This window comes from Pseudomonas sp. 10B238, from assembly GCF_000970615.1.
In the GTDB taxonomy this organism is placed as follows: Bacteria; Pseudomonadota; Gammaproteobacteria; order Pseudomonadales; family Pseudomonadaceae; genus Stutzerimonas.
Map to the genome: position 1 here is coordinate 1 of NZ_KQ033935.1, position 22,229 is coordinate 22,229.

Annotated in this window: 20 protein-coding genes; 7 read left to right on the forward strand and 13 right to left on the reverse strand. The window is 61.5% G+C overall.

The genetic code is table 11. The features are described from left to right. The first annotated feature begins 55 nt into the window (after positions 1 to 55). From RT21_RS14270 to RT21_RS14280, 3 genes are all read left to right on the forward strand, one after another. The gene (locus RT21_RS14270) at positions 56 to 1,207 is read left to right on the forward strand and encodes a sensor histidine kinase (protein WP_046163232.1); all 1,152 of its coding nucleotides are present in this window, start codon (positions 56 to 58) and stop codon (positions 1,205 to 1,207) included. 216 nt (positions 1,208 to 1,423) lie between these two features. Next, entirely contained in the window at positions 1,424 to 2,266 is an 843-nt protein-coding gene (gene yghU, locus RT21_RS14275; RefSeq protein ID WP_046163233.1) for a glutathione-dependent disulfide-bond oxidoreductase, read from the forward strand. Between the two features lie 396 nt (positions 2,267 to 2,662). Beyond that, a complete protein-coding gene (locus RT21_RS14280; RefSeq protein WP_046163234.1) occupies positions 2,663 to 3,460 on the forward strand; it encodes a hypothetical protein in 798 nt (265 codons plus the stop codon). A gap of 83 nt (positions 3,461 to 3,543) precedes the next feature. Here RT21_RS14280 and RT21_RS14285 read toward each other — a convergent pair whose 3' ends face one another. The 3 genes from RT21_RS14285 to RT21_RS14295 all read right to left on the reverse strand — a co-directional run. Beyond that, on the reverse strand, positions 3,544 to 4,035 hold the full coding sequence (locus tag RT21_RS14285) for a DUF4126 family protein (RefSeq protein ID WP_046163235.1): 492 nt from the start codon (positions 4,033 to 4,035) through the stop codon (positions 3,544 to 3,546). 97 nt (positions 4,036 to 4,132) lie between these two features. After that, the gene (locus RT21_RS14290; RefSeq protein WP_081262857.1) at positions 4,133 to 4,816 is read right to left on the reverse strand and encodes a potassium channel family protein; all 684 of its coding nucleotides are present in this window, start codon (positions 4,814 to 4,816) and stop codon (positions 4,133 to 4,135) included. Beyond that, positions 4,806 to 5,996 (reverse strand): TrkH family potassium uptake protein (locus tag RT21_RS14295; protein WP_218186912.1); only part of this gene is annotated, 1,191 nt, incomplete at its 5' end. The genes RT21_RS14295 and RT21_RS14290, both read right to left, overlap by 11 nt. Positions 5,997 to 6,434: 438 nt before the next feature. Here RT21_RS14295 and RT21_RS14300 point away from each other — a divergent pair. Both RT21_RS14300 and RT21_RS14305 read left to right on the forward strand, forming a co-directional pair. After that, positions 6,435 to 8,252 (forward strand): bifunctional metallophosphatase/5'-nucleotidase, encoded by a 1,818-nt coding sequence (locus RT21_RS14300; RefSeq protein WP_046163236.1) that lies wholly within the window; start codon positions 6,435 to 6,437, stop codon positions 8,250 to 8,252. A gap of 253 nt (positions 8,253 to 8,505) precedes the next feature. Next, positions 8,506 to 9,657 carry a sensor histidine kinase gene (locus tag RT21_RS14305; protein WP_046163237.1) on the forward strand — a complete coding sequence of 384 codons (1,152 nt, stop codon included), beginning with the start codon at positions 8,506 to 8,508 and terminating at the stop codon, positions 9,655 to 9,657. Positions 9,658 to 9,749: 92 nt separating this feature from the next. Here the strand turns inward: RT21_RS14305 and RT21_RS14310 are convergent, their stop codons facing one another. Continuing rightward, the gene (locus RT21_RS14310; protein WP_046163238.1) at positions 9,750 to 11,228 is read right to left on the reverse strand and encodes a YdgA family protein; all 1,479 of its coding nucleotides are present in this window, start codon (positions 11,226 to 11,228) and stop codon (positions 9,750 to 9,752) included. Positions 11,229 to 11,864: 636 nt separating this feature from the next. Here RT21_RS14310 and RT21_RS14315 point away from each other — a divergent pair. Then, a complete protein-coding gene (locus tag RT21_RS14315) occupies positions 11,865 to 12,389 on the forward strand; it encodes an REP-associated tyrosine transposase (protein ID WP_046163239.1) in 525 nt (174 codons plus the stop codon). Positions 12,390 to 12,580: 191 nt separating this feature from the next. Here the strand turns inward: RT21_RS14315 and RT21_RS14320 are convergent, their stop codons facing one another. The 4 genes from RT21_RS14320 to pnuC form a co-directional block, all read right to left on the reverse strand. After that, complete coding sequence (locus RT21_RS14320) at positions 12,581 to 13,207, reverse strand: Type 1 glutamine amidotransferase-like domain-containing protein (RefSeq protein WP_046163240.1); 627 nt, start codon at positions 13,205 to 13,207, stop codon at positions 12,581 to 12,583. A 114-nt stretch (positions 13,208 to 13,321) separates the two neighbouring features. Further along, positions 13,322 to 13,846, reverse strand: coding sequence for an AAA family ATPase (locus RT21_RS14325; RefSeq protein ID WP_046163241.1), 525 nt, complete (start codon positions 13,844 to 13,846; stop codon positions 13,322 to 13,324). 24 nt (positions 13,847 to 13,870) lie between these two features. Then, the gene (locus RT21_RS14330; RefSeq protein WP_046163242.1) at positions 13,871 to 15,706 is read right to left on the reverse strand and encodes an ABC transporter ATP-binding protein; all 1,836 of its coding nucleotides are present in this window, start codon (positions 15,704 to 15,706) and stop codon (positions 13,871 to 13,873) included. Between the two features lie 377 nt (positions 15,707 to 16,083). Further along, on the reverse strand, positions 16,084 to 16,671 hold the full coding sequence (pnuC, locus tag RT21_RS14335) for a nicotinamide riboside transporter PnuC (RefSeq protein ID WP_046163243.1): 588 nt from the start codon (positions 16,669 to 16,671) through the stop codon (positions 16,084 to 16,086). A gap of 307 nt (positions 16,672 to 16,978) precedes the next feature. Here pnuC and RT21_RS14340 point away from each other — a divergent pair, with 307 nt between their 5' ends. Then, positions 16,979 to 18,160 (forward strand): patatin-like phospholipase family protein, encoded by a 1,182-nt coding sequence (locus RT21_RS14340; protein WP_046163244.1) that lies wholly within the window; start codon positions 16,979 to 16,981, stop codon positions 18,158 to 18,160. Between the two features lie 156 nt (positions 18,161 to 18,316). On the opposite strand, the gene RT21_RS14345 is transcribed toward RT21_RS14340, so the two are convergent. From RT21_RS14345 to RT21_RS14365, 5 genes are all read right to left on the reverse strand, one after another. After that, on the reverse strand, positions 18,317 to 18,883 hold the full coding sequence (locus tag RT21_RS14345; RefSeq protein ID WP_082082163.1) for a DUF1993 domain-containing protein: 567 nt from the start codon (positions 18,881 to 18,883) through the stop codon (positions 18,317 to 18,319). Between the two features lie 109 nt (positions 18,884 to 18,992). Then, the gene (locus tag RT21_RS14350) at positions 18,993 to 19,376 is read right to left on the reverse strand and encodes an ACT domain-containing protein (protein ID WP_046163245.1); all 384 of its coding nucleotides are present in this window, start codon (positions 19,374 to 19,376) and stop codon (positions 18,993 to 18,995) included. A gap of 358 nt (positions 19,377 to 19,734) precedes the next feature. Beyond that, positions 19,735 to 20,331, reverse strand: a complete 597-nt coding sequence (locus tag RT21_RS14355) for a GNAT family N-acetyltransferase (protein ID WP_046163246.1) — start codon at positions 20,329 to 20,331, stop codon at positions 19,735 to 19,737. Next, entirely contained in the window at positions 20,328 to 21,593 is a 1,266-nt protein-coding gene (locus tag RT21_RS14360; protein ID WP_218186913.1) for a DUF2254 domain-containing protein, read from the reverse strand. The genes RT21_RS14355 and RT21_RS14360 overlap by 4 nt, the downstream gene beginning before the upstream one ends. 40 nt (positions 21,594 to 21,633) lie before the next feature. Continuing rightward, entirely contained in the window at positions 21,634 to 22,188 is a 555-nt protein-coding gene (locus RT21_RS14365) for a metal-dependent hydrolase (RefSeq protein WP_200598794.1), read from the reverse strand. Positions 22,189 to 22,229 lie beyond the last annotated feature (41 nt).

Here is a 22,229-nt window from a genome sequence, read left to right on the forward strand (position 1 = left end):
GACGCCACCGTTGTCCAGGTGAGCTTAGCGGCGTCCAACCTTGCGGAGCAGCCCGATGCGCCTTGCCAATTTCATTCTCGATAACCTCGAGCCCATTCTCCAGTCGTGGGAAGACTTCGCCAGAACCATTCTGGGATCCCGCTCCATGGACACCGAAGCCCTACGGGACCATGCCGAGCAGATGCTGCGAACGATTGCCGAGGACCTGAGCACCAGCCAGTCCAAAGCCCAGCAGTTCACCAAATCCATTGGCAAATCCCACAAGAGCATCGGTGAAACGGCGGCGCACACTCACGCCGTGTTGCGTCATGACGCCGGCTTCAGCATCGATGAAATGGTGTCCGAGTACCGCGCCCTGCGCTCCAGCGTACTGAGCAAGTGGTTGCAGGCAATCAAGTCAGGCACCGACTTCGAAGTCGAGGACATGACCCGCTTCAACGAGGCCATCGACCAAGCGCTCGCCGAGTCCGTGGCCAGCTACTCACAAACGGTCAACGGCACGCGCAATATCTTTCTGGGCATCCTTGGACACGATTTGCGCACGCCTCTGGGCGCGATTCAGCTGGGTGCGGAAGTGCTGTTGCTCGACGGCAGCCTCGGGGCCAAGCCGACCATGTTGGCGTCGCGCATTTATACCAGCGTCAAACGTGCCAACAAGATCGTCAATGACCTGCTCGATTTCACCCGTTCGCAGAGCGGTGCAGGTCTTCCGGTGCACCGGGCGGAAACCAATCTGGCAGCAGTGTGCGAAGGCATGGCCGAAGAAGTGCTGGCCTATCACCCGGACCGCAACATCCTCTGCGAGACCAGCGGAAATCTGACCGGGCTGTTCGACGCCTCGCGGATGGAGCAGGTTTTTTCCAATCTGATCGGCAACGCTGTGCAGCACGGCAGCGCTACGTCACAGATCAGGGTGTCCTTGCACCCCGAACAGGCGCATGCGGTGTTTTCCGTGCACAACCAGGGCGAGCCGATTGCGGAGGAGGCAATTGCTGACATCTTCAACCCCATGAGCCGCCACTCCCAGTACGCCGCGGGTGAGCATGGTCCTCACTCAGGGCTAGGCCTGGGGCTCTATATTGCCAGCGAGATCGTGGCCGCCCACCAGGGCACCATTCATGTCGAATCCAATGCCGAGCAAGGCACGATCTTTATCGTCCGGTTGCCGCTGACCAAACACGACCTGCCGCAGTTCCGAGAGTCCTGACTCGCCACTGTCGCCTCGATAGACCGCTGTAGCAGCCAGCTTGCTGGCGATCACTAGTCCCGTTTAGCCAGGGACCGCCAGCCCTGCCAATCTAAAGATCGCGCACGCCTGCGCATCGTTGATGCCCACTATCAACCCGCTTGATTTCGACCCTGCCGTCCAAACGCGTAGGATGCTGTGCACATCCCCGGTTCAACCCACTCGAGGAGATTGCCCATGCCTGACACCCCTTACGTACCGCCAAAAGTCTGGACCCACGACGCGCCCTCGGGCGGCAAGTTTGCCAGCATCAACGCCCCTACCGCCGGAGCGCGGGAAGAGAAGGCGCTGCCGGTGGGCAAGCATCCCCTGCAGCTGTATTCGCTGGCCACACCCAACGGGGTGAAGGTCTCGATCATGCTCGAAGAGCTGCTCGCCCTCGGTCATAGCGGCGCGGAATACGACGCCTGGCTGATCAAGATCGGTGATGGCGACCAGTTCGGCAGCGGCTTTGTCGAGATCAATCCGAACTCCAAGATTCCTGCACTCGCCGACCACAGCGTCGAAGGCGAACCGCTGCGGGTGTTCGAGTCCGGCTCGATCCTGGTGTACCTCGCCGAGAAATTCGGCGCCTTCCTGCCGACCGAAACCCGCGCACGGACCGAAACCCTGAACTGGTTGTTCTGGCAGATGGGCTCGGCGCCCTTCCTCGGCGGCGGCTTCGGGCATTTCTATGCCTATGCGCCGGAAAAGTACGAGTACCCGATCAACCGCTACGCCATGGAGGTCAAGCGCCAACTCGACGTACTGGACCGCCAGCTGGCCGACAACCGCTACATCGCTGGCGACGAATACACCATCGCCGACATGGCCATCTGGCCCTGGTACGGCGTGCTGGCCCGCGGTGAGCTGTACGAGGCCGGTGAATTCCTCTCGGTGCAGGACTACAAGCACGTACAGCGCTGGGCCGCTGAAGTGGCCGAGCGGCCGGGGGTGATTCGCGGACGCAAGGTCAATCGCACCTGGGGCGATGAGTCCGAACAGGCGCCGGAACGCCACGACGCGTCGGACCTGGACTAAGCCACGCGGCCGGTCAAGCAAACTGACCGGCCTTCGAACACACCAGCGAAGCCCCACCCCGCACCCGCCTTCCTGCCGACGCAACACTGCAGCTGCCGTCCCCTGCGTTCGCCGTCATGGGCAGCGCTGACGGCCGTCATCAAGCGCCGTCATCCTCAACCAAACGCCCATCTCGCCTTGAGCCGCCATCGCCTACGCAAGCCAGGTCGGCCGAGTTTCCGACCGCTGATCTGAACTATAGCGGTACGTCCCGACCCAATATCAATGAGCGTTGCTCTTGTTGCAGCCGATCAAGCAGCAGGCTGCCGTGGTTACCCGCACCCATACGTGTCATGCGGTACTGACAGCGCAGCGCTCGACTACCCACCAGTTGTTCAACACAACGCGAGGTGAACCATGAAACACACATTAGTAGCAGCGTTCGCGACGCTGACCGATGCCAACCGCACCCAGGGTGACCTGATGTCGCGGGGCATCGCCAGAGAACAGATTCATTCCGTAGGCGCCGACCGCGCGGAAATCCATGCCTACGACGCGCCCTATTCCACCACTAGCGAAACCGTCGACCGCGAACATCACGAGTCTAAAGTCGCGCACTTCTTCAAGTCGTTGTTCGGCCATGAGCCGCATGAAGAACACCGTCGCCACGCCACGGCATATCCAGAAGCCGTGCGCCGCGGCTCGCTGGTGATCGCCGTCGACGTGTACGACGAGGATCAGCTGATCCGCGCACGTGACGCGCTGGAGTACAACGGCGCGCTCAATATCGACGACAACGGCGCCGGTGCAAGTTCGACCCCTGGCTATGCCGGTCCAACCAGTCCCTATGCCGGCGCCACCGGCGGTGACAGCCACCTGGACAAGCATTTTGCAGGGTCCACCAGCCATGCAGCCGGGACAGAGAGCCATTCAACCGGAACCCGCGATACGGCTGCTCCGGTTACCGGCACAACGGGTACAGCGAGTACCGGCCACGGGACCGACACCCACACCGGCTCCGGCGATACCGGGCGCTACGACGTGGGCACTGCGGCCAAACGGGCCGGTACGGACTACCCGGAAAACACCGGCACCGCCTCCCCGACTGGCGGCGGCCTGGCTGGCGAAACCGTCGGTACCCGCGACGCAACGGAAAGCCTGGACGCCACCCACGCCGGCACCTGCACAGACCGGGTGTGCGTGATCAAGCGGTAGTACGCCGACCGCTGAGCGATCACGGGCCGCGGCATGCGGCCCGTGTGTTTTCAACCGGCTTTAGCGAGCCGCCCCACCTACCCTTAGCGCTTGCCCAGCGCGCACCGCAGCCCGGCGCTACCGATTGCCAGCGCCACGCAATCTTCCGTCAGCCCCAGCGCGGCATTGACATAAGGATTGGCCTGATAGGGTTTGCGCAAGGCGAGCCCGACCTTCGACGCAACCAGCGCGGCCGTTGCGCCAACCAATGCCGGAAGCCATATCGGCTGTCGCCGTGCGCTGGCCAGCGCCGCAGCAGTCACCCCGCCCGACAGGGCGCGAAACATCATCGACGGCAGGATGGTCCTGTCCGGTGCAAAGGGCATCTTGTCGCCCAGCAGTTCGCCCGTCGCCATGGGCAGCAGAAATTGCTGTGCGCGGTGCGAGGCCAGGGTGCGCGCCGGCTCGTCTGCGGCGTCGATATCGTCCTGCGCAGCCAGTGCCCGACTGGTCATGGTGGGCGCCAGCGTGCTGCGCATCCCGGTTACCAGGCCGAGCGCCAGAGCGCCCCATAGAACATTGCTCAGAGTGGTCATGCGTGTGCCTCCCGATTGCTCTTATGTGCGACCGGGATAGGGCATCAGCCGTTCATGTTCAGCTCCGAGCGGTCAGCTAGCCGCAGCGGCCGCGCGGCTAGCCCTTTGCCGCGGCAAACTTTTCCACCCGCTTGGTTTCGCCCGCCACGATGAGAATGTCACCTGGGTGTATCAGGGTTTCTGGCTTGGCGTAGATGAAGTCTTCATGGGTCCGTTTCACCCCGACGATGGTCACGCCGTAATGCGTATGCACCCCGGAGTCAGCGAGTGTCTTGTCGTGGATACGCTTCGGGGCGTGGGTCGAAGCGATGGCGAAGCCGTCGTCGAACTCGATGAACTCGAACATCTTGCCGGTGACCAGATGGGCCACACGCTCGCCCATTGACGTTTCCGGGTAGACGACGTGATGGGCGCCGGTGCGCTCGAGGATCAACCCGTGGCGCTTGCTCAGGGCCTTGGCCCAGATGTCCGGCACGCCCAGCTCCTGCAGCGCGAGCACGGTCAATACGCTGGCCTCGAGATCGGTACCGATGCTCACCACCACATGGCGGAACTGATCGACGCCCAGCTGACGCAACGCGCGGACGTCGGTCGAGTCGGCCTGGGCCACGTGGGTCAGGCGATCCACCCATTGCTGGACGTTCGCGCTGTTGCTGTCGATGCCCAGCACTTCGTGCCCCATGGACGTAAGCGAGTCGGCGACGGCCGAACCGAATCGCCCCAGGCCGATGACGGCGACGCTGTCGTTCTCGAATGTCTTGCCGAACAGGTTATCCAACAATGGGGCGCTCCTCCGGGTAGCGGTAGTGTTTGGTCACGCTGCGCAGCGCAAGGGCCGTGGCCAGGGTAATGGTGCCGACCCGGCCGATGAACATCAGCGCGATGATCACCAGCTGACCGGACGGTGGCAGGTCCGCCGTGATGCCGGTCGACAGACCGACCGTGGCGAACGCGGAAATGACTTCGAACAGCACGACGCCCAGCTCCAGCCGCGTCACGCTGAGCAGGATCATGGTGCCGATGGCCACGGTGAGCGAACCGAGGAACAGCACGGTCAGCGCCTGGCGCTGCGTCGCATAAGAGATGCGGCGGCGGAAAGCCACGGTGTCGGCGTTGCCCCGAATCTCGGCCCAGATGAAGAAGAACAGCAGGAAGAAGGTCGTCACCTTGATTCCGCCCGCGGTGCCCGCGCTGCCGCCGCCGACGAACATCAGGAAGTAATGCACGGCCAGCGTCTGCGCCTCGAACTGGCCGACGTCCAGGCTGTTGAAGCCCGCCGTGCGCGCCACTGCCGAGCTGAACAGCGCCGATAGCAGCTTGTCGCCCAGGCTCATGCCGGCAAGCGTGGCCGGGTTGCTCCACTCGTAGAACAGGATCGCCACCATGCCGCCGAACAGCAGCACCGCCGAACCCCACAGCGTGATGCGCGTATGGATGGTCCAGGGCCTGCCGCGCTGGTCGCGGCGGAACTCGTAGAGCACGGGAAAGCCCAGACCGCCGATGATCACCGCCAGCATGACCGGCACCAGTACCACCGGGTCCGTGGCGAAGCTCATCAGGCTGTCGGAATAGGTCGAAAAGCCGGCGTTGTTGAACGCCGATACCGCATGGAAAAGCCCGTCCCAGAGTGCCTTGGACCAGGTCAGGTCATAGCTCAGGCGAAAATGCAGGGTGAGGATCGCCGTCACGACCAGTTCGACGCTCAAGGTAACCAGCAGGATCAGCCGCAACACGCCCGTGACGTCCCCGAGCCCGAGCGAGCGTGTCTCCTGCTGCGCGACCAGACGGCTGCTCAACTGCAGCCGTCGCTTGACCATCAGGCCGAGCAGCGTCGCGCCACTCATGATGCCGAAGCCGCCGATCTGGAACAGCAGCAGAATCACGCATTGCCCGAAAAACGACCAATACACAGCCGTGTCCTGCACGATGAGCCCCGTCACACAGACCGCCGATACGGCGGTNCAGCGGTGCCTGACCAGGCCCGGCCGTGGCCGCCGGAAGCGACAGCAGCGCCGTGCCCAGCAAGGTCGCGATGAGAAAGGCGAGCGGAATGAGACGAGCCGGTCGGCGGGCAGCATTGTGTAGCAAAGGCGACACCTAAACGGTTGCGAGGCCGAACGTCCGGCCATCGAGCTGTGTGGATGGGTTTGCCGAGCAACAGCCAGCCTCGGCGAACTGGCCGCCACGATAGCAAAAGCGCATCGATACGGCGCGGTCACGGATACGTGCGTCACCTCGCGACATTCAGAGCAGGCATCCCGCCGGGCGCGGTCTCCCTGAGCCTGCCGGCACTGAACAGACCGCACGTCGCCTCTCGCGAAAACGCCAAAAAGCAGTCATCAACCTGCCACGCGCGCTTTCTAGTTTCGGTCGGACTCCACCGCACCGAGGACACAACAATGCATACGCGCGCACTGGATTGGCTGTTAGCGGCAAGCCTGATTGGCCTTGCCGGCCCGGCGCTGGCTCAGGCTCAGGCACTGCCCGAGCACGGCTCCATCGAACAGGATTATCGCGAGCAGCAGTTGGAAGGCCTGAGCGCCAGACAGCGCGCCAGTGAGCGTCGCAGCTGGCGCGCGCCCGACTGGCGGGTCGAGCCGGTGGTGTCGGTCAACCTCCTCAGCATCAACGACTTCCACGGCCAACTGTCCCCGCGCAACGTCGCCGGCCGGCCTGCCGGTGGCGCGGCGGTGCTCGCTTCCTACCTGAAATCGGCCAGCGGCGAATACACGCTGATCGTGCATGACGGTGACCAGGTCGGCGCCTCGCCACCCAACTCCGCCCTGTTGCGCGACGAACCCTCGATCAGCTTCTTCAACCTGCTGGCCAACCCGCACTGTCGGCCGTTCAGCCGCCAGCTGGACATGCCGCGCAATGCGCAGCCCTTCGCCCAGCAACGCTGCAACCTGATCGGCACCCTCGGCAACCACGAGTTCGATAACGGCAGGACGGAGCTGCTTCGCCAGCTCACCGGCGGCAACCACGCCAAGGGGCCTTTCCTCGAAGACCAATGGAAGGGTGCGCGCTACCCCACGGTGTCGAGCAACGTCATCGATCGGGCCACCGGCGAACCTCTGCTGCCGCCCTACTCCATCTACTACACCGGCGGCGTGCGCATCGGCGTGATCGGCGCCGTGCTCAAGGAGACGCCAACCATCGTCTCGCCTTCCGGCGTCGCCGGGCTGCGTTTCGTCGACGAGGCAGACGCTATCAACCAGTCCGTGGCCGAGCTGCGCCGACACGGTGTACGCGCGATTGTCGTCGCGCTGCACCAGGGTGGCCGGCAGACCAGCTATGACGGCCCGACCAACCCAGAAGCCGACACTGTCACCGGCCCGGTAGTCGACATCATCGAGCGACTGGATGACGAAGTAGACGTGGTGATTTCCGGCCACGCGCATGGCTTTACCAACGCGCTGGTGCCCAATGCCAACGGCAAACCGATCCTGGTGACTCAGGCCTTCTCGGCCGGCACCGCCTATGCCGACATCCAGCTCCAGGTCAGCCGCCGCAGCCGCGACATCGTCGAAAAGTCCGCCGCTGTGATGACCACCTGGGCCGACCAGGGCGCCGGTCTTTCGCCAGACCCGCAAGTCGCCGCGCTGGTGGCGCAGGCCGACGCTCGGGTCGAACCCCTGGTCGCGCGCGTGGTGGGGCTTGCACAAAATGGCCTCACCCGCACTGAAACACCGGCTGGTGAATCGGCCTTGGGTAACCTGATCGCCGATGCCCAACGCGTGGCCACCGATGCGCAAATCAGCTTTATGAACCCGGGCGGTATTCGCGCGGATCTGGACAGCGGTGAAGTGACCTGGGGCGAGCTGTTCGCCATCCAGCCGTTCGCCAACGATCTGGTTTCCATGGACCTGACCGGCGCGCAGATCAAGACCCTGCTCGAACAACAGTGGCTCGGCCAGAGCTACGCACGCCTGCTCAAGCCTTCCGGCATTCAATACAGCTGGTCCGCCAGCCGCCCCGTGGGCAACCGCGTGATCGAGATGCGCGATGCCACCGGTGCGCTGATCAACCCGGCGGCGACCTACCGCGTAACGGTCAACTCCTTCCTCGCCGGCGGCGGCGACAACTTCACCGTGCTCACCGAAGGCAAGAATCGCGTCGTCGGCCCGGTGGATCTGGATGCGCTGGTGGACTACATCGAAGCATTGCCGCAGCCATTTACCGCAGCGGTCGAGGGGCGTATTCAGCGGGTGGACTGATTGAACTAGCGGTGACCAAAGGGGACAGATATTCCACTGTCCCCTTTTTCCGTCCCCATTTTGCTGGTAGCGGCACCGTCACCCGCAGCGAAGCGGTCCAAGAGCACCACGCCCAGGCTGGCGAGTGCACACGGGAACCCTTCACTTGCGTCACTTATTCGCTTTGGTCACTGCGTGACAAGCTGGGATGCGAGAAGCCTCTCGGTTATCGATTTACGTTGTGCGGCGTCCACCTTTGTTGCGGAGCAGCCCCATGCGTCTTGCCGACTTCATCCTCGATAACCTCGAGCCCATTCTCCAGTCGTGGGAAGACTTCGCCAAAACCATCCCTAGCACCTCTCCACAAATGGACGTTGACGCCCTGCGCGACCATGCCGAGCAGATGCTAAGGACCATCGCCGAGGACCTTCGCACCCGTCAGTCGGCGACCGAGCAGGTTGATAAATCCATCGGTAAGGCAAACAAGGGCGACGGCAAAACGGCGGCGGAAACCCACGCCATCCTGCGCCATGACGCGGGCTTCAGCATCAACGAAATGGTCTCCGAATACCGAGCTCTGCGCTCCAGCGTGCTGCGAAAGTGGTTGCAGGAAATAAAGAGTGGCACGGACTTCGAGGTCGAGGATATGACGCGCTTCAACGAGGCCATCGACCAGTCGCTTGCCGAATCCGTTGCCAGCTACTCACGGACGGTGACCAGCACGCGCAATGTCTTTCTAGGCATTCTCGGACACGATCTACGCACCCCCTTGGGCGCCATACAGCTCGGTGCCGAAGTGTTGCTTCTGGCCGACAATCTGAGCGCTAAGCCCACGATGCTCGCCTCGCGGATTTACACCAGTGCCAAACGAGCCAACAAGATCGTCACTGACTTGCTCGATTTCACTCGCTCACAGAGCGGATCGGGCATCCCGGTGCACCAGATCGAGGTCAACCTGGCGGAGGTGTGCGAAGGCATGGTGGAGGAAGTGCGGGCCTACAACCTAGAACGCCAGATTTTCTATGACACCAGTGGAAACCTGATTGGCTTGTTCGACGCAGCGCGCATGGAACAGGTGTTCTCCAACATGATCAGCAACGCGGTCCACCATGGCAGCAAGACTGGAGCCATCAGGGTAGGTATGCATGTCGAGCAGGCGCATGCGGTGTTCACAGTGCATAACCAGGGCGAACCCATTGCCAAGGATGCAATCGCAGACATCTTCAATCCTATGAGCCGTCATTCTCAGTACGCTGCAGGTGAACACGGCCCGCACTCAGGGCTGGGCCTGGGGCTTTTTATCGCCAGCGAGATCGTAGCGGCACACAAGGGAACTATCGTCGTCGAATCAAGCGCCGAGCTAGGCACTACTTTTACCGTGAGGCTGCCGCTGACTGCGCACGCATCAAGACGCGCGACTGATTGAGCGACTAGCACGGCGAGAACTCAGATCGTAGTGCGCAATCAGCGCATGAAAAAGGCGACCCAAGGGTCGCCTTTTTCATGTGTGACCGGTGCTTACTGGCCGAGCAGGCCGGCGCCCAGTACCGAGCCGAAGGCAAAGCCGATGAATTCCTGAACGGTCATATCTTGGCCGTTCAAGGTCACCTTGTTGTCGGCGTAATGCAGCGAGCTGACCAGGCGATCACCTTGCAGCTGGAACCAGCCCGCACCGAGTGCCATACCGCTGAACAACTCGGTCGTCAGATCTGCCTGCTGCTGCAACGCAGCCGGGTCGGCGCTGTACTGCGGTTCGCGCTGAGCGATCAGGCTGGCAACGTCGCGAACCAGGGCTTTATCGATACCGGCTTCGGCTTTGAGCGACGCCAGCATGCTGATGATCATCGCATCGGGGGTAAAGGCTTCCGCGCTCGGGCCCTGCAGGTCGGCCACCACGGACAGCCGGGCCGCACCGTTAGCGGTCTCGAAGCCGAACTCGTCGAGCGCCACGGTGGGCTTGTGCTCCAGCAACTGCAGGGCGAGCGCCTGTAGCTCCTGCTGCTGTGCGTCGGTGATGTTGTCGAGTGCCTCCTGCGGGGTGGCCGCGCTGTCGAGGATCTGCTTGTAACTTTCCACCAGCGCCTTGAGGCTGCCTTCATCCAGGTTGCGCAGGCTGAGGGCGAGCGTCAGGTTGCGGATAGACCGACCGTTGGCCCCCACCTCGCCGACGCGGTAGGCGATCGACTGGTCGAAGCCGTCGCTGCTTCGACTCGACGCTTCTTCAATGGAGGCGTTCTTGATGACCACGGCGGGATTGTCGTCGGTCTGGATTTCCATGCGTTCAAGCGTGATGGCCGAGGGGCCTTGGCCGAACCCGTTGACGTAGTCGTGCTTGTCGACGGTCATGCCGATACCGCTTAGCTTCACCTGCACCGGCTTGCCATCGTCACGGCGTTGCAGGTTCATGTCGATTTCCGGCAGCTGACCTTCCAGGCGCACGGTCGTGGTTTCGTCGGCCACTTCGAAGTTCACGGTGCCGGCCGCAACGCGAACCGTGCCGTCTTCGCTCTCAAGATTGAGGGGGGCCGAGCGCAGCGCGCCTTGTTGACTGCCGTCATAGCCGAAGGCGACATCGCCGACCAGCGGGTTTTCACCGGCGGCGGCCTCGAACAGCGCTTCAGTCTGCGCTGACCGCTCGAGGCGGAAATGGCTCTGGGCGGCAACCGGCATCAACTGTCCGCGGGTCAGGCGCGACACCGGAAAGGGGCCGTGCTCGATGCGGTCTTGCAGCAGCACAGTGAACTGCCGTGGCTCGCCGTCAGTGTCCTGGGCCTCGATGTCGACCTGATAGCGGGCGTTGCTGGACAGCAGGCCGCTTTCGAAACTGAGCATTTTGATGGCTACCTCGGCTCCGGCCCCAACGCTTATCTCGCGCAGCTGGATATTGGCCTGCTCGACGGCATCGCGGGTAGTCGATTCAACCTGGGTGCTGGTGTAAAGGGTAGCGGCGCCGACGAGTGCCAGCGGCACGGCAACGGCAAGTACGAGTTTTTTCATGGAAACATCCTGTGCGGCGGCTGGGCAGACGTCCTGTCAGCCGATGGTTGGCAAGCGGCGGCACTCTAGCAGCGCGCCTGTACAGGCTCCAGCACGCCATGCTGCGGGATCGACAGGGTGAGAACGCGGGCAACAAAACTTCTTGAGTGCCGTAGGGTGGGCTTCAGCCCACCGTTCCCGGTGACCCATGCTGTGCCGTAGGGTTGGCCCTCAGGGCGCGCCCAGCTACCAATCGGTGGGCTAAAGCCCACCCTACAATTTCATCCACTCCGTTACGCAAGCCGATGCCGGAACCCCACGCCCGTAGGGTGGGCTTCAGCCCACCGTTCCCGGTGACCCATGCTGCGCTGTAGGGTTGGTCGTCAGGGCGCGGTTCAGTTACCAATCGGTGGGCTAAAGCCCACCGTTGCCCGATAACCATGCTGCGCCGTAGGGTAGGCCCTCAGGGCGCGACCGGCTACCAATCGGTGGGCTAAAGCCCACCCTACAATTTGATCTACTCCGTTACGTAAAGCTGATGCCGGAACCCCACGCCCGTAGGGTGGGCTTCAGCCCACCGTCGCCCGGCAAGCATCCAGTCAATCGACAAAAGCGCAACGGCGTCGACATACATCTCGTGAAGGCAAGGAGGCCTCCATGTCCAACTACCGCCGCAGTCTGGTACCTGGCGGCACATGGTTTTTCACCGTGACCCTGGCCGACCGCCAATCTCGCTTGCTGGTAGAACAAATCGCACTGCTCCGACAGGCCTATCGCCTGACCCACCACACCCGTGCTTTCCAAACCCTCGCCATCTGCATCCTGCCGGATCACCTACACGCTATCTGGACACTCCCGAACCACGACGCCGACTTTGCTGCCCGCTGGGGCCTGCTCAAGAGCACCTTCTCTCGACAACTTCCGGCCGTACCTCGCAACGCGAGCCAGATGCGCAAGCGTGAGAAAGGCATCTGGCAGCGACGCTACCGGGAGCATCAGATTCGGAACGAAACGGATTTGCAGCGACACGTTGATTACATCCACTACAACCCGGCCAAGCACGGGCTGATAGAACAGGTCGCCGACTGGCCCTATTCAAGTTTCAACCGGTACGTCGAGAAAGGCCTTCAAGCACAGGACTGGGCGGGTAACGCAGGGCTCAGCGGCTCGTTCGGTGAGTAGGTATCAGCCAAACCTTGGCATGCTTGGAACGCCACACGTCCACTTACGGCAGCTACATGGCCATCAGATCGCTGCGGCGTCGACTAGCTAGTGCACCATGGCCCACACGACAAATAAATCGCCCCGCACCGCTGCCCGTTCGAACCGGGCATACGAACCCGGCCAACAGGGATCATCGCGCAGCCCTTTACTCAGAGGGGCTTCGCGCTCGTCTGGATATCGACCTCATTGCCCGCGATGGCGATCGCCTGATTATTGCTGAACGGGCGAAGGTCCAGGGTATCGCGGTACTCGATCAATACCTGCTCGACTGCTTCCCTGAACGGCGGGTTTCCGTAATGCGGCAGCGGGTAGAAATCGATCAATGCGAGCGACGCAAACGATTCGAGATCGGGCGCGGCGCTGGGGTCATCCAGCCTCTGCAGGTACTCGATGCTCGGAGCGAGCACGGCGGAACCGGCGGACTCGCCGATGTAGCACTTGCCTGCCCTGACCTGCTCGGCGATCAGCTTGTCCGCGCCGGTGCGCTTCAGCTCCTGCAGCAGAAAGAAGGTGTTGCCGCCTGCCACATAGATGTAGTCGTTACGTTCGAGCTTTTCGACGATGTCTTGCTGGCTGGCGGCCGACACTTCGAGTTCATCGATTACCAGGCCCGCTTCAACCAGCGCACCCTTGGCCGCGATCAGGTAGGCATTCACTTCCTCAGCAAGGCTTGCGGTAGGAATCAACGTAACCCGCTTGCCCCGGCACTCGCCTTGGGTGAAGGCGACGAACAAATCAGCGACGTCCGCGAATGAAGAGGTCAGGAAAATATTCATAGCAATCTCCGGTAAGCGGGTTAACCAAACGGACCTGTCCTATCCGGGCTTGGAATCATCTGCTCAAACAGTTGAAAGATGACAGCCGCTTCACTCGCGCGTGCGGTTTATGCATCACCGTTCCAGTAGCGCCTGGACCTGAGCAATCGCCTGCTCCTCGCGGCTGGCCCAGTCCCCAGCGATCTCCACGAATGGCTGACGGTGGCGCTCGAGCCAGCTGCGGCAGGCCTCATGGAAACCCCAACGTTGTGCAACCTCAGGTTGGCAGCGCTGGCCGTCGGCGTGCCACTCGGCGCCTTCGGGCGACAGCAACAGATGGTGGTCGTAACGACGCGCGAGCAGCTCGTCTTCCAGCCATGGCGGGCAACTGCCGAACAGCGTCTGGCTCCAAAGCATGTTGCTCAGCAGGTGCGTGTCGAGGATCAGCAGGCCAGGCGTCTTGCCCCGCGCGGCGTCTTCCCACATGAGCTGGCCGCGGGCGATGGCTGGGATGTCGTCCAGGCTGGTCTCACGCTGCTCGCTGTCGATGAAATGGCGGACGTACTCACCCACCACCACACCACTGAAGCGCTGCTGCAAGCGTGCAGCCAGCCAGCTCTTGCCGGTGGATTCGGCTCCCGTCAGTACCAGCACTTTCATTGCATGCCCATCCTTGTGCTCACTTCAATCGACCCCAACGAAGCCACCGGTCTGGTGCTGCCACAGACGCGCATAAAGGCCGCCGCGCTCGATCAGCTCGGCGTGGGTTCCGGTCTCGATCACCCGGCCCTCGTCGATCACTACCAGGCGATCCATGCGCGCGATGGTCGACAGCCGGTGCGCGATGGCGATCACCGTCTTGCCCTCCATCAACGTGTCGAGGCTCTCTTGAATCGCCGCTTCGACTTCCGAATCCAGCGCTGAGGTGGCTTCGTCCAGCACCAGAATCGGCGCGTCCTTGAGCAGCACGCGGGCGATGGCGATGCGCTGGCGCTGGCCCCCGGAGAGTTTGACGCCCCGTTCACCGACCTTGGCCTCGAAGCCTACGCCGCCCTGGCTGTCGTCCAGCGTGGTGATAAAGCCATCCGCGCGGGCCTTTCGCGCCGCCGCCCAGAGCTGTTCATCGGTGGCATCGGGCCTGCCGTAGCGCAGGTTGTCGCGGATCGACCGGTGCAGCAGCGAGGTGTCCTGCGTGACCATGCCGATGTTGGCGCGCAGGCTTTCCTGGCTGACCTCGGCGACATTTTGCCCGTCGATCAGGATGCGCCCGCTTTCCAGGTCATAGAGGCGCAGCAGCAGGTTGACCAGCGTCGACTTGCCCGCGCCGGACGGCCCGACCAAGCCGATTTTCTCGCCTGGGCGAATGTCGACCGTCAGGCCGCTGATTACGCCGCCCTTCTTGCCGTAGTGAAAATGTACGTCCTCGAAGCGCACGCCGCCCTGCTCCACCTTCAGCGGCTTGGCGTCTTCGCGGTCGACCACGTGACGCGGCTGGACGATGGTCTGCATACCATCCTGCACGGTGCCGACGTTCTCGAAGATGCCGTTGACCACCCACATGATCCACTCGGCCATGTTGTTGATGCGGATCACCAGGCCCAGCGCCAGGGCGATGGCGCCGGTGCTGATCAGCGCCTCGCTCCACAGCCACAGCGCCAGCGCGCCGGTGCCGACGATCAGCAGGCCGTTCATGCAGGTGATCAGGAAATCCAGGCTGGTGATGATGCGCGACTGCAGCTGGAACTTGCCGAGCAGCTCCTGCATGGCCTCGCGGGCGTAGCTTTCCTCTTCCTTGGAGTGCGCGAACAGCTTGAGCGTGGCGACGTTGCTGTAGCCGTCCACCACGCGGCCCATGACTTTCGAACGCGCCGCGGAAGCGGCCGCCGAGCGCGCCTTGATCCGCGGCACGAAGTACCAGAGCGCCGCCGTGTAGCCGATGATCCATAGCACCAGCGGCACGATCAGGCGTAGATCGGCGGCGGCGAACAGGTACAGCGCACTGCCGGCATAGACCACCACATGCCAGAGCGCATCGATCACCTGCATGGCCGAATCGCGCAGCGAGGGGCCGGTCTGCATCACGCGCTGGGCGATGCGCCCGGCAAAGTCGTTCTGGAAAAAATTCAGGCTCTGCTTGAGCACATAGCGGTGGTTCTGCCAGCGGACCAGATTGGTCAGCCCGGGGTTGATCGCCTGATGGGTCAGCAGATTGTGCAGGCCGAATACCAGAGGCCGGATAATCAGCGCCACCACCGCCATCCACAGCAGCGCGTTGCGGTGCTCGGTGAAGAAGGTCCGTGCGTCATCGGTTGTCTGGGCCATGTCGATCAACTGGCCAAGGAAGCTGAACAGCGCTACCTCGATCAACGCCGCGAAGAAGCCGATCACCAGCACCGCCGCCATCAACGGCCAGACCTGCTTCAGGTAGTGGGCATAGAACCGCAGCATGCCGGCGGGCGGCTCCACGTCCGGGCTGGGCTTGAAGACATCGATCAGGTTTTCGAAACGGCTGAACAACATGGGGCACGGTCTGCTGTTGGCGAATGGGCGGGGTTGTTGCTGACAGGGGCGATGCCGATCTTTGAGAGCGGCCACCGGGGTCTACCTGGACGTGGGTCGAGGCGCTCTGAAACGCGGGTTTTGCTGATGCAGCGTAGCAGCATCCGAAGTGCCTGGCGGCACCCTGGTCGGAAATGAGCCTCGTGCCGAAAGTGGACAGACCTGCCAATTTACGCACGCAAGAAGAGCTTAAAGTGCGCCAACCAGGCTGGGACTAGTTGAGCCTGTTCACCAGGTCTACGACACCGGGGCCGCTGGCCCTTATCCGTAGGGTGGGCTTCAGCCCACCACCCTCGGCCCAACACCGTTCCGGTGGGCTAAAAGCCCACCCTACATCGTTAACTGTCTGCGGGCGCCGCGTGTTCATGAACCGCCGTTCTCGCCTGCCGCCATTCGCGCAGGCCCATCACCGCCAGCAACGTGAACAACCCATACAGCCCTGCGGTGAGCCAGTATTCCTGAAAGACAAAGAAGGCCACGTAAAGCGTGTCCACCACGATCCACAGCACCCAGCACTGCCAGCGCTTGAGCGCCATCCACAGCTGCGCCAGCAGGCTAAAGGCGGTGAGCGTTGCATCTGGCCAGGGATAGGCCGCTTCGGTAGCGGTCGCCATCAGCACACCCAGCCCGACACTCCCCAGCACCGCGACAACAAGCCCAACGCCGACCTCCAGGGCCGTCGCGCCCACCACCGGCCGACCGCCTTCACTGCCGCTGCCCCGCGTCCACTGCCACCACCCATAAACCTGCATGGCCGCAAACACCCCGTTGAGCAGCACCTGCGAATACAACCGCACCTCGAAAAAGAACCAGGCGTAGAGCGACACCATCACCAACCCGATGGGCCAGCACAGCGGGTTCTGGCGGACGGTAAGCCAGACGGCGAGCACACCGAGGGCGGAGGCGATGAGTTCGAGGGAGGTCATAGGGTGGAGGTCAGAAGCGGCTACGGGGCGGGCATGATACGGCAAGCATACGGAACGGTTCGAAGCGCACCGGGTGAGTGGGAATGGCTGGGCTATTCAGTTCAGGTTCACAAATATTGGTCAGCCACGCACGTACTCGTAGGGTGGGCTTCAGCCCACCGTCAAACCCCTCCCCTCCGGTGGGCTAAAGCCCACCCTACGTTTACTGCCTTCGCCGGCGGGTGACTGCCCCCCTTTTTCAGTAATCTGTTCTTCGTTGTCATGTGCGAGCCCTAGCTCTACCGAAAACCCCGAACTGGAATCATTGATGACCGAGGACACTGCAACCAACCCAGGTACCACTGGGCTCATTCTCTCGGGCGGTGGCGCACGAGCGGCGTATCAGGTTGGCGTGCTTTCCGCGATTGCCGATCTGCTGCCCGATTCTTCACGCAACCCGTTCCCCGTGATCGTCGGCACCTCGGCGGGTGCGATCAATGCCGTCAGCCTGGCGTGTGGCGCCCTGCACTTTTGCGAGGCGGTGCGGCGGCTGAGCAACGTGTGGCGCAGTATTCATACCGATCAGGTGTACCGCAGCGACTGGCCGGGTGTGTTGCACCAAGCCAGCCGTTTCATTGGCCACAGCGTGCTCGGTATTGGCAAGCAAGTGCCCGTTGCGCTGCTCGACAGTTCGCCACTGGCCAGGCTGCTCGAACGCGAACTGGATTTCTCGGGAATCGCCGCGGCAATGCGCCATCGGCAACTGCGCGCGATAGCGGTGACGGCATTCGGCTACGAGTCGGCCGAGGCGGTGACCTTCTATCACGGCCATGGCGCCATTGACCCATGGCTCCGCCATCGTCGGGTGGGTGTGCCGACCCGCCTGGCTATTCCCCATTTGCTGGCCAGCTCTGCCATTCCGCTGATCTTTGAGCCGGTCAAGATCAACCGCGAGTATTTTGGTGATGGCGCGGTACGCCAGACCGCACCGATCAGCCCCGCCCTCCATCTGGGCGCTACACGTGTACTGGTGGTCGGGGTCAGTGGCAACCCGATAGATGACCAGACCAAGACTGCGCCAACACCAAGGCCGACAGGCACCATCCCGAGCCTGGCGCAAATCGCCGGGCACATGCTCAACAGTACCTTCATCGACAACGTCGAGAGTGATATCGAGCTGCTGGAGCGCCTAAATCTACTGGGGAAACTGGTGCCTATCGAACAGCGCAAGCGCGCCTACGGCCTGACGCCCATCGAGGTGCTGGTGATTTCGCCCAGCCAACCGCTGGACAAGATCGCCGCCCGCCATCGGCAAGAGCTGCCTGCAGCCCTGAGACTGTTCTTGCGCGGCCCCGGCGGCACGCGCGAAGGTGGCGGTGGGCTGTTGAGTTATCTGTTGTTCGAACCCGGCTACTGCAGCGAGCTGATCGAACTGGGTTACCAGGACGCCATGGCCAAGAAAAGCGAGCTCATGGCGTTTTTAAGGCTTGAGCGTCCAGAGTTCGCATAGCGCTTTACAGCGCCCTCGGCAGAAAGCGGTGGGTCTCGGGTGGACAAGCAAAGCGTTGTCCACGCTACTTCACCCGCCTGCTCTGCCGAAGCCCGGACGCTGCGTAGGGTGGAAAACGGCGGAGCCTTTTCCACGCGCCACGTCCCAGCAACTTTGCTAGCCCTTCGGAATCGTTTCCGGACGCACATAGGGCAGCAAGTGCGCCACATAATCCGCCTTGCCGAGATTGATTCCTTCTTTGCGCAATATCGAATACGCGGTCATGACGTGGAAGTAGAACTGGCCCAGCGTCCAGTCACGGGCGTATTGGTCTGCGGTCAGATCCAAGACCATCCCGTTCGGGAGTTCATGGGCGATGGGCTTATACCCATCTACATCGAGCGCATCGGCTGCGAGGCCGTCGAGCAACGCGACCGTCTCATCGATTCGGGCATGAGCATCAGCGAGCGATCCGGGGCTTTTGACAGAGTGACGTCCCTCGTTCAGTAGCTCGTTGATAGCAGGCGGGAACGCCTCTCCTCTCAGACGGCACACGGCTTCTCGCGCCTGCACACAGGCAAAGCGAACCTGAGTCGACAGCGGGTACATGTCGGGCGCCAAACGTGCGGATAACAGTGCTTGCGCCTCTGCTTCCGGTAGATGGGCCTGCGCCTTCTTTAGCCAGCCTGCGAGGGTTTTGAGCATTTGGGAATAAGTTGGGATGAGCAGTGTCGTTAGCTGCATGGGTTCACGCCTTGAGGGATTGAGCGGCTACGTCGAAGAAAGTGACAGGGTGTTATGAAGCTAACTAACTGAAAGGTAAATAACCGTTCGCTTTCCCTACTGCGAGTTATCAGCCCAAGAGGCGGTGACCCGCTTCCTTCAGGACCTCCACGGCATTTTCAAGATTCATTGACTTGACCAATATGTAGTCGGTATCGAACGTGCTCACCGCGAAAATGCCGATAGCGGCAGCCGCGAGCGGGACAAGGAAGGCGGCCAGGACACCCGTCTGATCAAAGGCGAACGGACCCTGCACCTTGATCACGCGCCAACCGCTGTCCACTCGGGCTAAACCGGTTGCGGCACCCTCAGCGCAGACAATCGAAAGCTCATCATCCGTCCGGGTGATCGACATAAAGCCTGGTGACGCCAAAACCGCGTTCGGCAGTTCAGCATCCCGCTCCAACTGTGCAATCACGAAGCTTTGGGGGAGGACAGAAAAGGCGTGGTTCATGTCATGTCACCTTGTGATTATGCGAGCGGGCCGCGAAGGTAGGACATAGGCGACCCGGCAAATATCAGCGGAGGATAAATCTGTCCCTTTTTCCTAGGCGTTGCCATCAGGCAGTAGCGCGTGGACAAGCGAAGCGTTGTCCACCCTACGCCACGACCCTCGCCTGCTCCGCCGGGCCTTGGCATCACGTAGGGTGGAAAACGGCGGAGCCTTTTCCACGCGCCAGGTCCGGGCTACCTCTGGACGGGGCAGCGATGAGCCATTGGGTTTTCACGGTGATTCGTGCAGCGGTTAAAACAGATAACGGAGTTAGCGGACGGGAAAAGGGCCGAATAAATAAATCTGTCCCCTTTTGTTGTTATACGGCGCTGTTCAACTCTATAGTCATGGGCTGAACCAACAGTGGTGAGTCAGCTCTCAACTCTTCAAGCTGTCCTGCAGCGACAAAGCCAAATGACTTATAGAAGTTGACTGCCGCTTCGTTGCTTGTTGTGACGCTAAGTGCCATAAGACTGCACCCTCTGCCTAAAGCCCATGATTTAATTTCAAGCAGAAGGGATTTTGCTATGCCTTTACCCCTCAGCTCTGGCGAGACCCACATTTGATAGATGTGCGCGACTTGCAAGTTCGGCTTATGTATAAAGCCCCAAGCAATACCTACGGGCTGACCCTTATGTTCTGCGATTAATGGCAAAGCATCAATATCACGAGATTTAAGATCTAAACGTGATTTCCATTCCGCATCTGACAATACGGCTTCCTGATTATAAATTGAGCCAAAAGAATCAGGTGATTCCTTTAAAGAATTCAGCCTGGCTGATTTGTATAACTCCCAGGTTTCTGGAGTTAGTATTTTGATCTCAAATTCACTCATGTTTAGGCCGTGTTGTATAACGCCCAAGCTCAGCAGCGGCGGGGCACCGATATGAGCTATGGTCTGGAAAAAACGAATCATGCCCCGCCGTCTGCTGCAGCGCCTGGTTCGGCGTACCCTGCCTGGGCCGCCTGAATCGTGCCGCGATCGTGGGCTGATGGGACGCTGCGCTCGGCTGTTTCGGCGATCAGGGCGGCCTGTTGGCGGAGCGCGTCACGCCGCTGTTCATCGGAGGTCCGCCCGGCGATGGTCGCAAGAACCTGATGGAGGCGCGCCAGGACGGCGACGTTGCCTTCGGCGTTCTGGCGGATTTGGTCGAAGGCCTCGGCCAACAGGCCCGAGAATGTCGGCCCGCGGCTGATGACACGCAACTGTCCCCCCTCGGAGCGAAAAGGCGATTCGCTCGGGCGGGCGGCGAGCCGGGCGAGGATCGATGCAAGGTAATCAATGCAATTGATCGCGGTCGTGGTGTCGTTGGTGCTCGGCGACAGCGCCTTGAGCGCGACATCCACGATCTGCCGGATGCCGTAGCCCGCGTCCTGAATCACCGTCCGGTATTGGCCCATGGAGTAGGCCGCGTTCAGATTTAGGATCATCTCGTCGTCCGGTGGCTTGCCGGACACCGACGCGAGCGGGCAGGCTTCGATGACGAACTCGCCGATTCCTTTTTCCATTCGCACGACCACGCCCAGTTCCCTCGCAAAGTTGAACAAGGCATCGGCGTCAATCTCCTGAATGTACCCGGTCTTCCGGGCCGGGATGGTCGCCCATGTCTGGGACGCGAGCGCTCCCTCCTGCTCCTCGCCCGCACGCCCGACGGCGGCTTCACCAACCTGGGCGGGGAACAAGCGATCGACGGCCTCGAGCGTCTCCGTGGCCACCGACTCGATGATGCTCGTCGCCTGGAGCGAGCGGGCGATGTGATGAATGAAGAACATAAGGAACCCGATGCCCACGAAGGCCAGCAGCACGGCGACAAACACCGCCAGCCCCGGGACGAACGCGCCTTCGTCACCGCTGCGGATCGTCCGCAGCACCACGAGGCAATAGGCGAAGACGCCCAGGAAGACGCCCAGGACCGTCTGGTTGGCCCGGTCCCGCATGAAGTTCCGCAAAATTCGCGATGTGTACTGACTCGACGCCAGGGTAAAGGAGACGATCGTGATCGAAAAGGTGACGCCGGCCACTGTGATCATCGAGCCGGCGATGGTCGAGAGCAGCCCGCGCGAGCCTTCCGCCCCGGCCCCGAAGAGGCGCGGCCAGCGGTTGCCGAGCGATTCATCTCGATCATTGCCACAGCAAGGACGACGGCCCCGACTACGATCAGCGTCGGGATAAACCACATGCTTGATCGCAAGTCTTCCCAATATTTGCGCAGTAGATTCATACGACATCCGCGGCCGAACGTTTAGTTAAGGGGCGGGCTTTAGCCCGTCCCAGTGAGTGAAGCGAACGGTAGCGCCATAAATAATAAGCCCAACCCAATACCAGTATTTCAAGCGCAAACGACCAGTGCAGAATAAAATTTAGCCACCAGGGCTTATAAACAGCTTCTACAGTGAAAAGTGCGTAGGGTTTATCTATGAATGGAGCAAGCCACCATATATCGCCTACTATTGAATCTAGCAACATGTGAATAAATCCGCTAATTGAGAAAATTAGCGCGAGTGCTGCGGCTGATTTATTGTTGGCGAGTCTGAGCCAGATGCTCGACGCTGCCAGGATGGTCAGCCAAAGTACAGGGTAGTGCGGCCAGTATGTATGATGATGATTCTGCCTATTGTCGATTAAGTAAAAATAGAACATATCAAAGTCCGGTGCGATTCCGCCAAGCACTCCAGCCAAGACAAAGTATTTTGCGGAAACTCCAGTATCTGCGAACTGCTTAAACAGCAATTTCGCGGAAATATACCCGGCTGGCAGATGGCCAATGAACATAAAGACCCTAACTATAATTAGACGGGTGTATAAGACACCGA

Coding starts and splice junctions, on each gene's coding strand:
- RT21_RS14270 (WP_046163232.1), top strand. CDS start 56: ATGCGCCTTGCCAATTTCATTCTCGATAACCTCGAGCCCATTCTCCAG.
- yghU (WP_046163233.1), top strand. CDS start 1,424: ATGCCTGACACCCCTTACGTACCGCCAAAAGTCTGGACCCACGACGCG.
- RT21_RS14280 (WP_046163234.1), top strand. CDS start 2,663: ATGAAACACACATTAGTAGCAGCGTTCGCGACGCTGACCGATGCCAAC.
- RT21_RS14285 (WP_046163235.1), bottom strand. CDS start 4,035: ATGACCACTCTGAGCAATGTTCTATGGGGCGCTCTGGCGCTCGGCCTG.
- RT21_RS14300 (WP_046163236.1), top strand. CDS start 6,435: ATGCATACGCGCGCACTGGATTGGCTGTTAGCGGCAAGCCTGATTGGC.
- RT21_RS14305 (WP_046163237.1), top strand. CDS start 8,506: ATGCGTCTTGCCGACTTCATCCTCGATAACCTCGAGCCCATTCTCCAG.
- RT21_RS14310 (WP_046163238.1), bottom strand. CDS start 11,228: ATGAAAAAACTCGTACTTGCCGTTGCCGTGCCGCTGGCACTCGTCGGC.
- RT21_RS14315 (WP_046163239.1), top strand. CDS start 11,865: ATGTCCAACTACCGCCGCAGTCTGGTACCTGGCGGCACATGGTTTTTC.
- RT21_RS14320 (WP_046163240.1), bottom strand. CDS start 13,207: ATGAATATTTTCCTGACCTCTTCATTCGCGGACGTCGCTGATTTGTTC.
- RT21_RS14325 (WP_046163241.1), bottom strand. CDS start 13,846: ATGAAAGTGCTGGTACTGACGGGAGCCGAATCCACCGGCAAGAGCTGG.
- RT21_RS14330 (WP_046163242.1), bottom strand. CDS start 15,706: ATGTTGTTCAGCCGTTTCGAAAACCTGATCGATGTCTTCAAGCCCAGC.
- pnuC (WP_046163243.1), bottom strand. CDS start 16,671: ATGACCTCCCTCGAACTCATCGCCTCCGCCCTCGGTGTGCTCGCCGTC.
- RT21_RS14340 (WP_046163244.1), top strand. CDS start 16,979: ATGACCGAGGACACTGCAACCAACCCAGGTACCACTGGGCTCATTCTC.
- RT21_RS14345 (WP_082082163.1), bottom strand. CDS start 18,883: ATGCAGCTAACGACACTGCTCATCCCAACTTATTCCCAAATGCTCAAA.
- RT21_RS14350 (WP_046163245.1), bottom strand. CDS start 19,376: ATGAACCACGCCTTTTCTGTCCTCCCCCAAAGCTTCGTGATTGCACAG.
- RT21_RS14355 (WP_046163246.1), bottom strand. CDS start 20,331: ATGATTCGTTTTTTCCAGACCATAGCTCATATCGGTGCCCCGCCGCTG.
- RT21_RS14365 (WP_200598794.1), bottom strand. CDS start 22,188: ATGTTCATTGGCCATCTGCCAGCCGGGTATATTTCCGCGAAATTGCTG.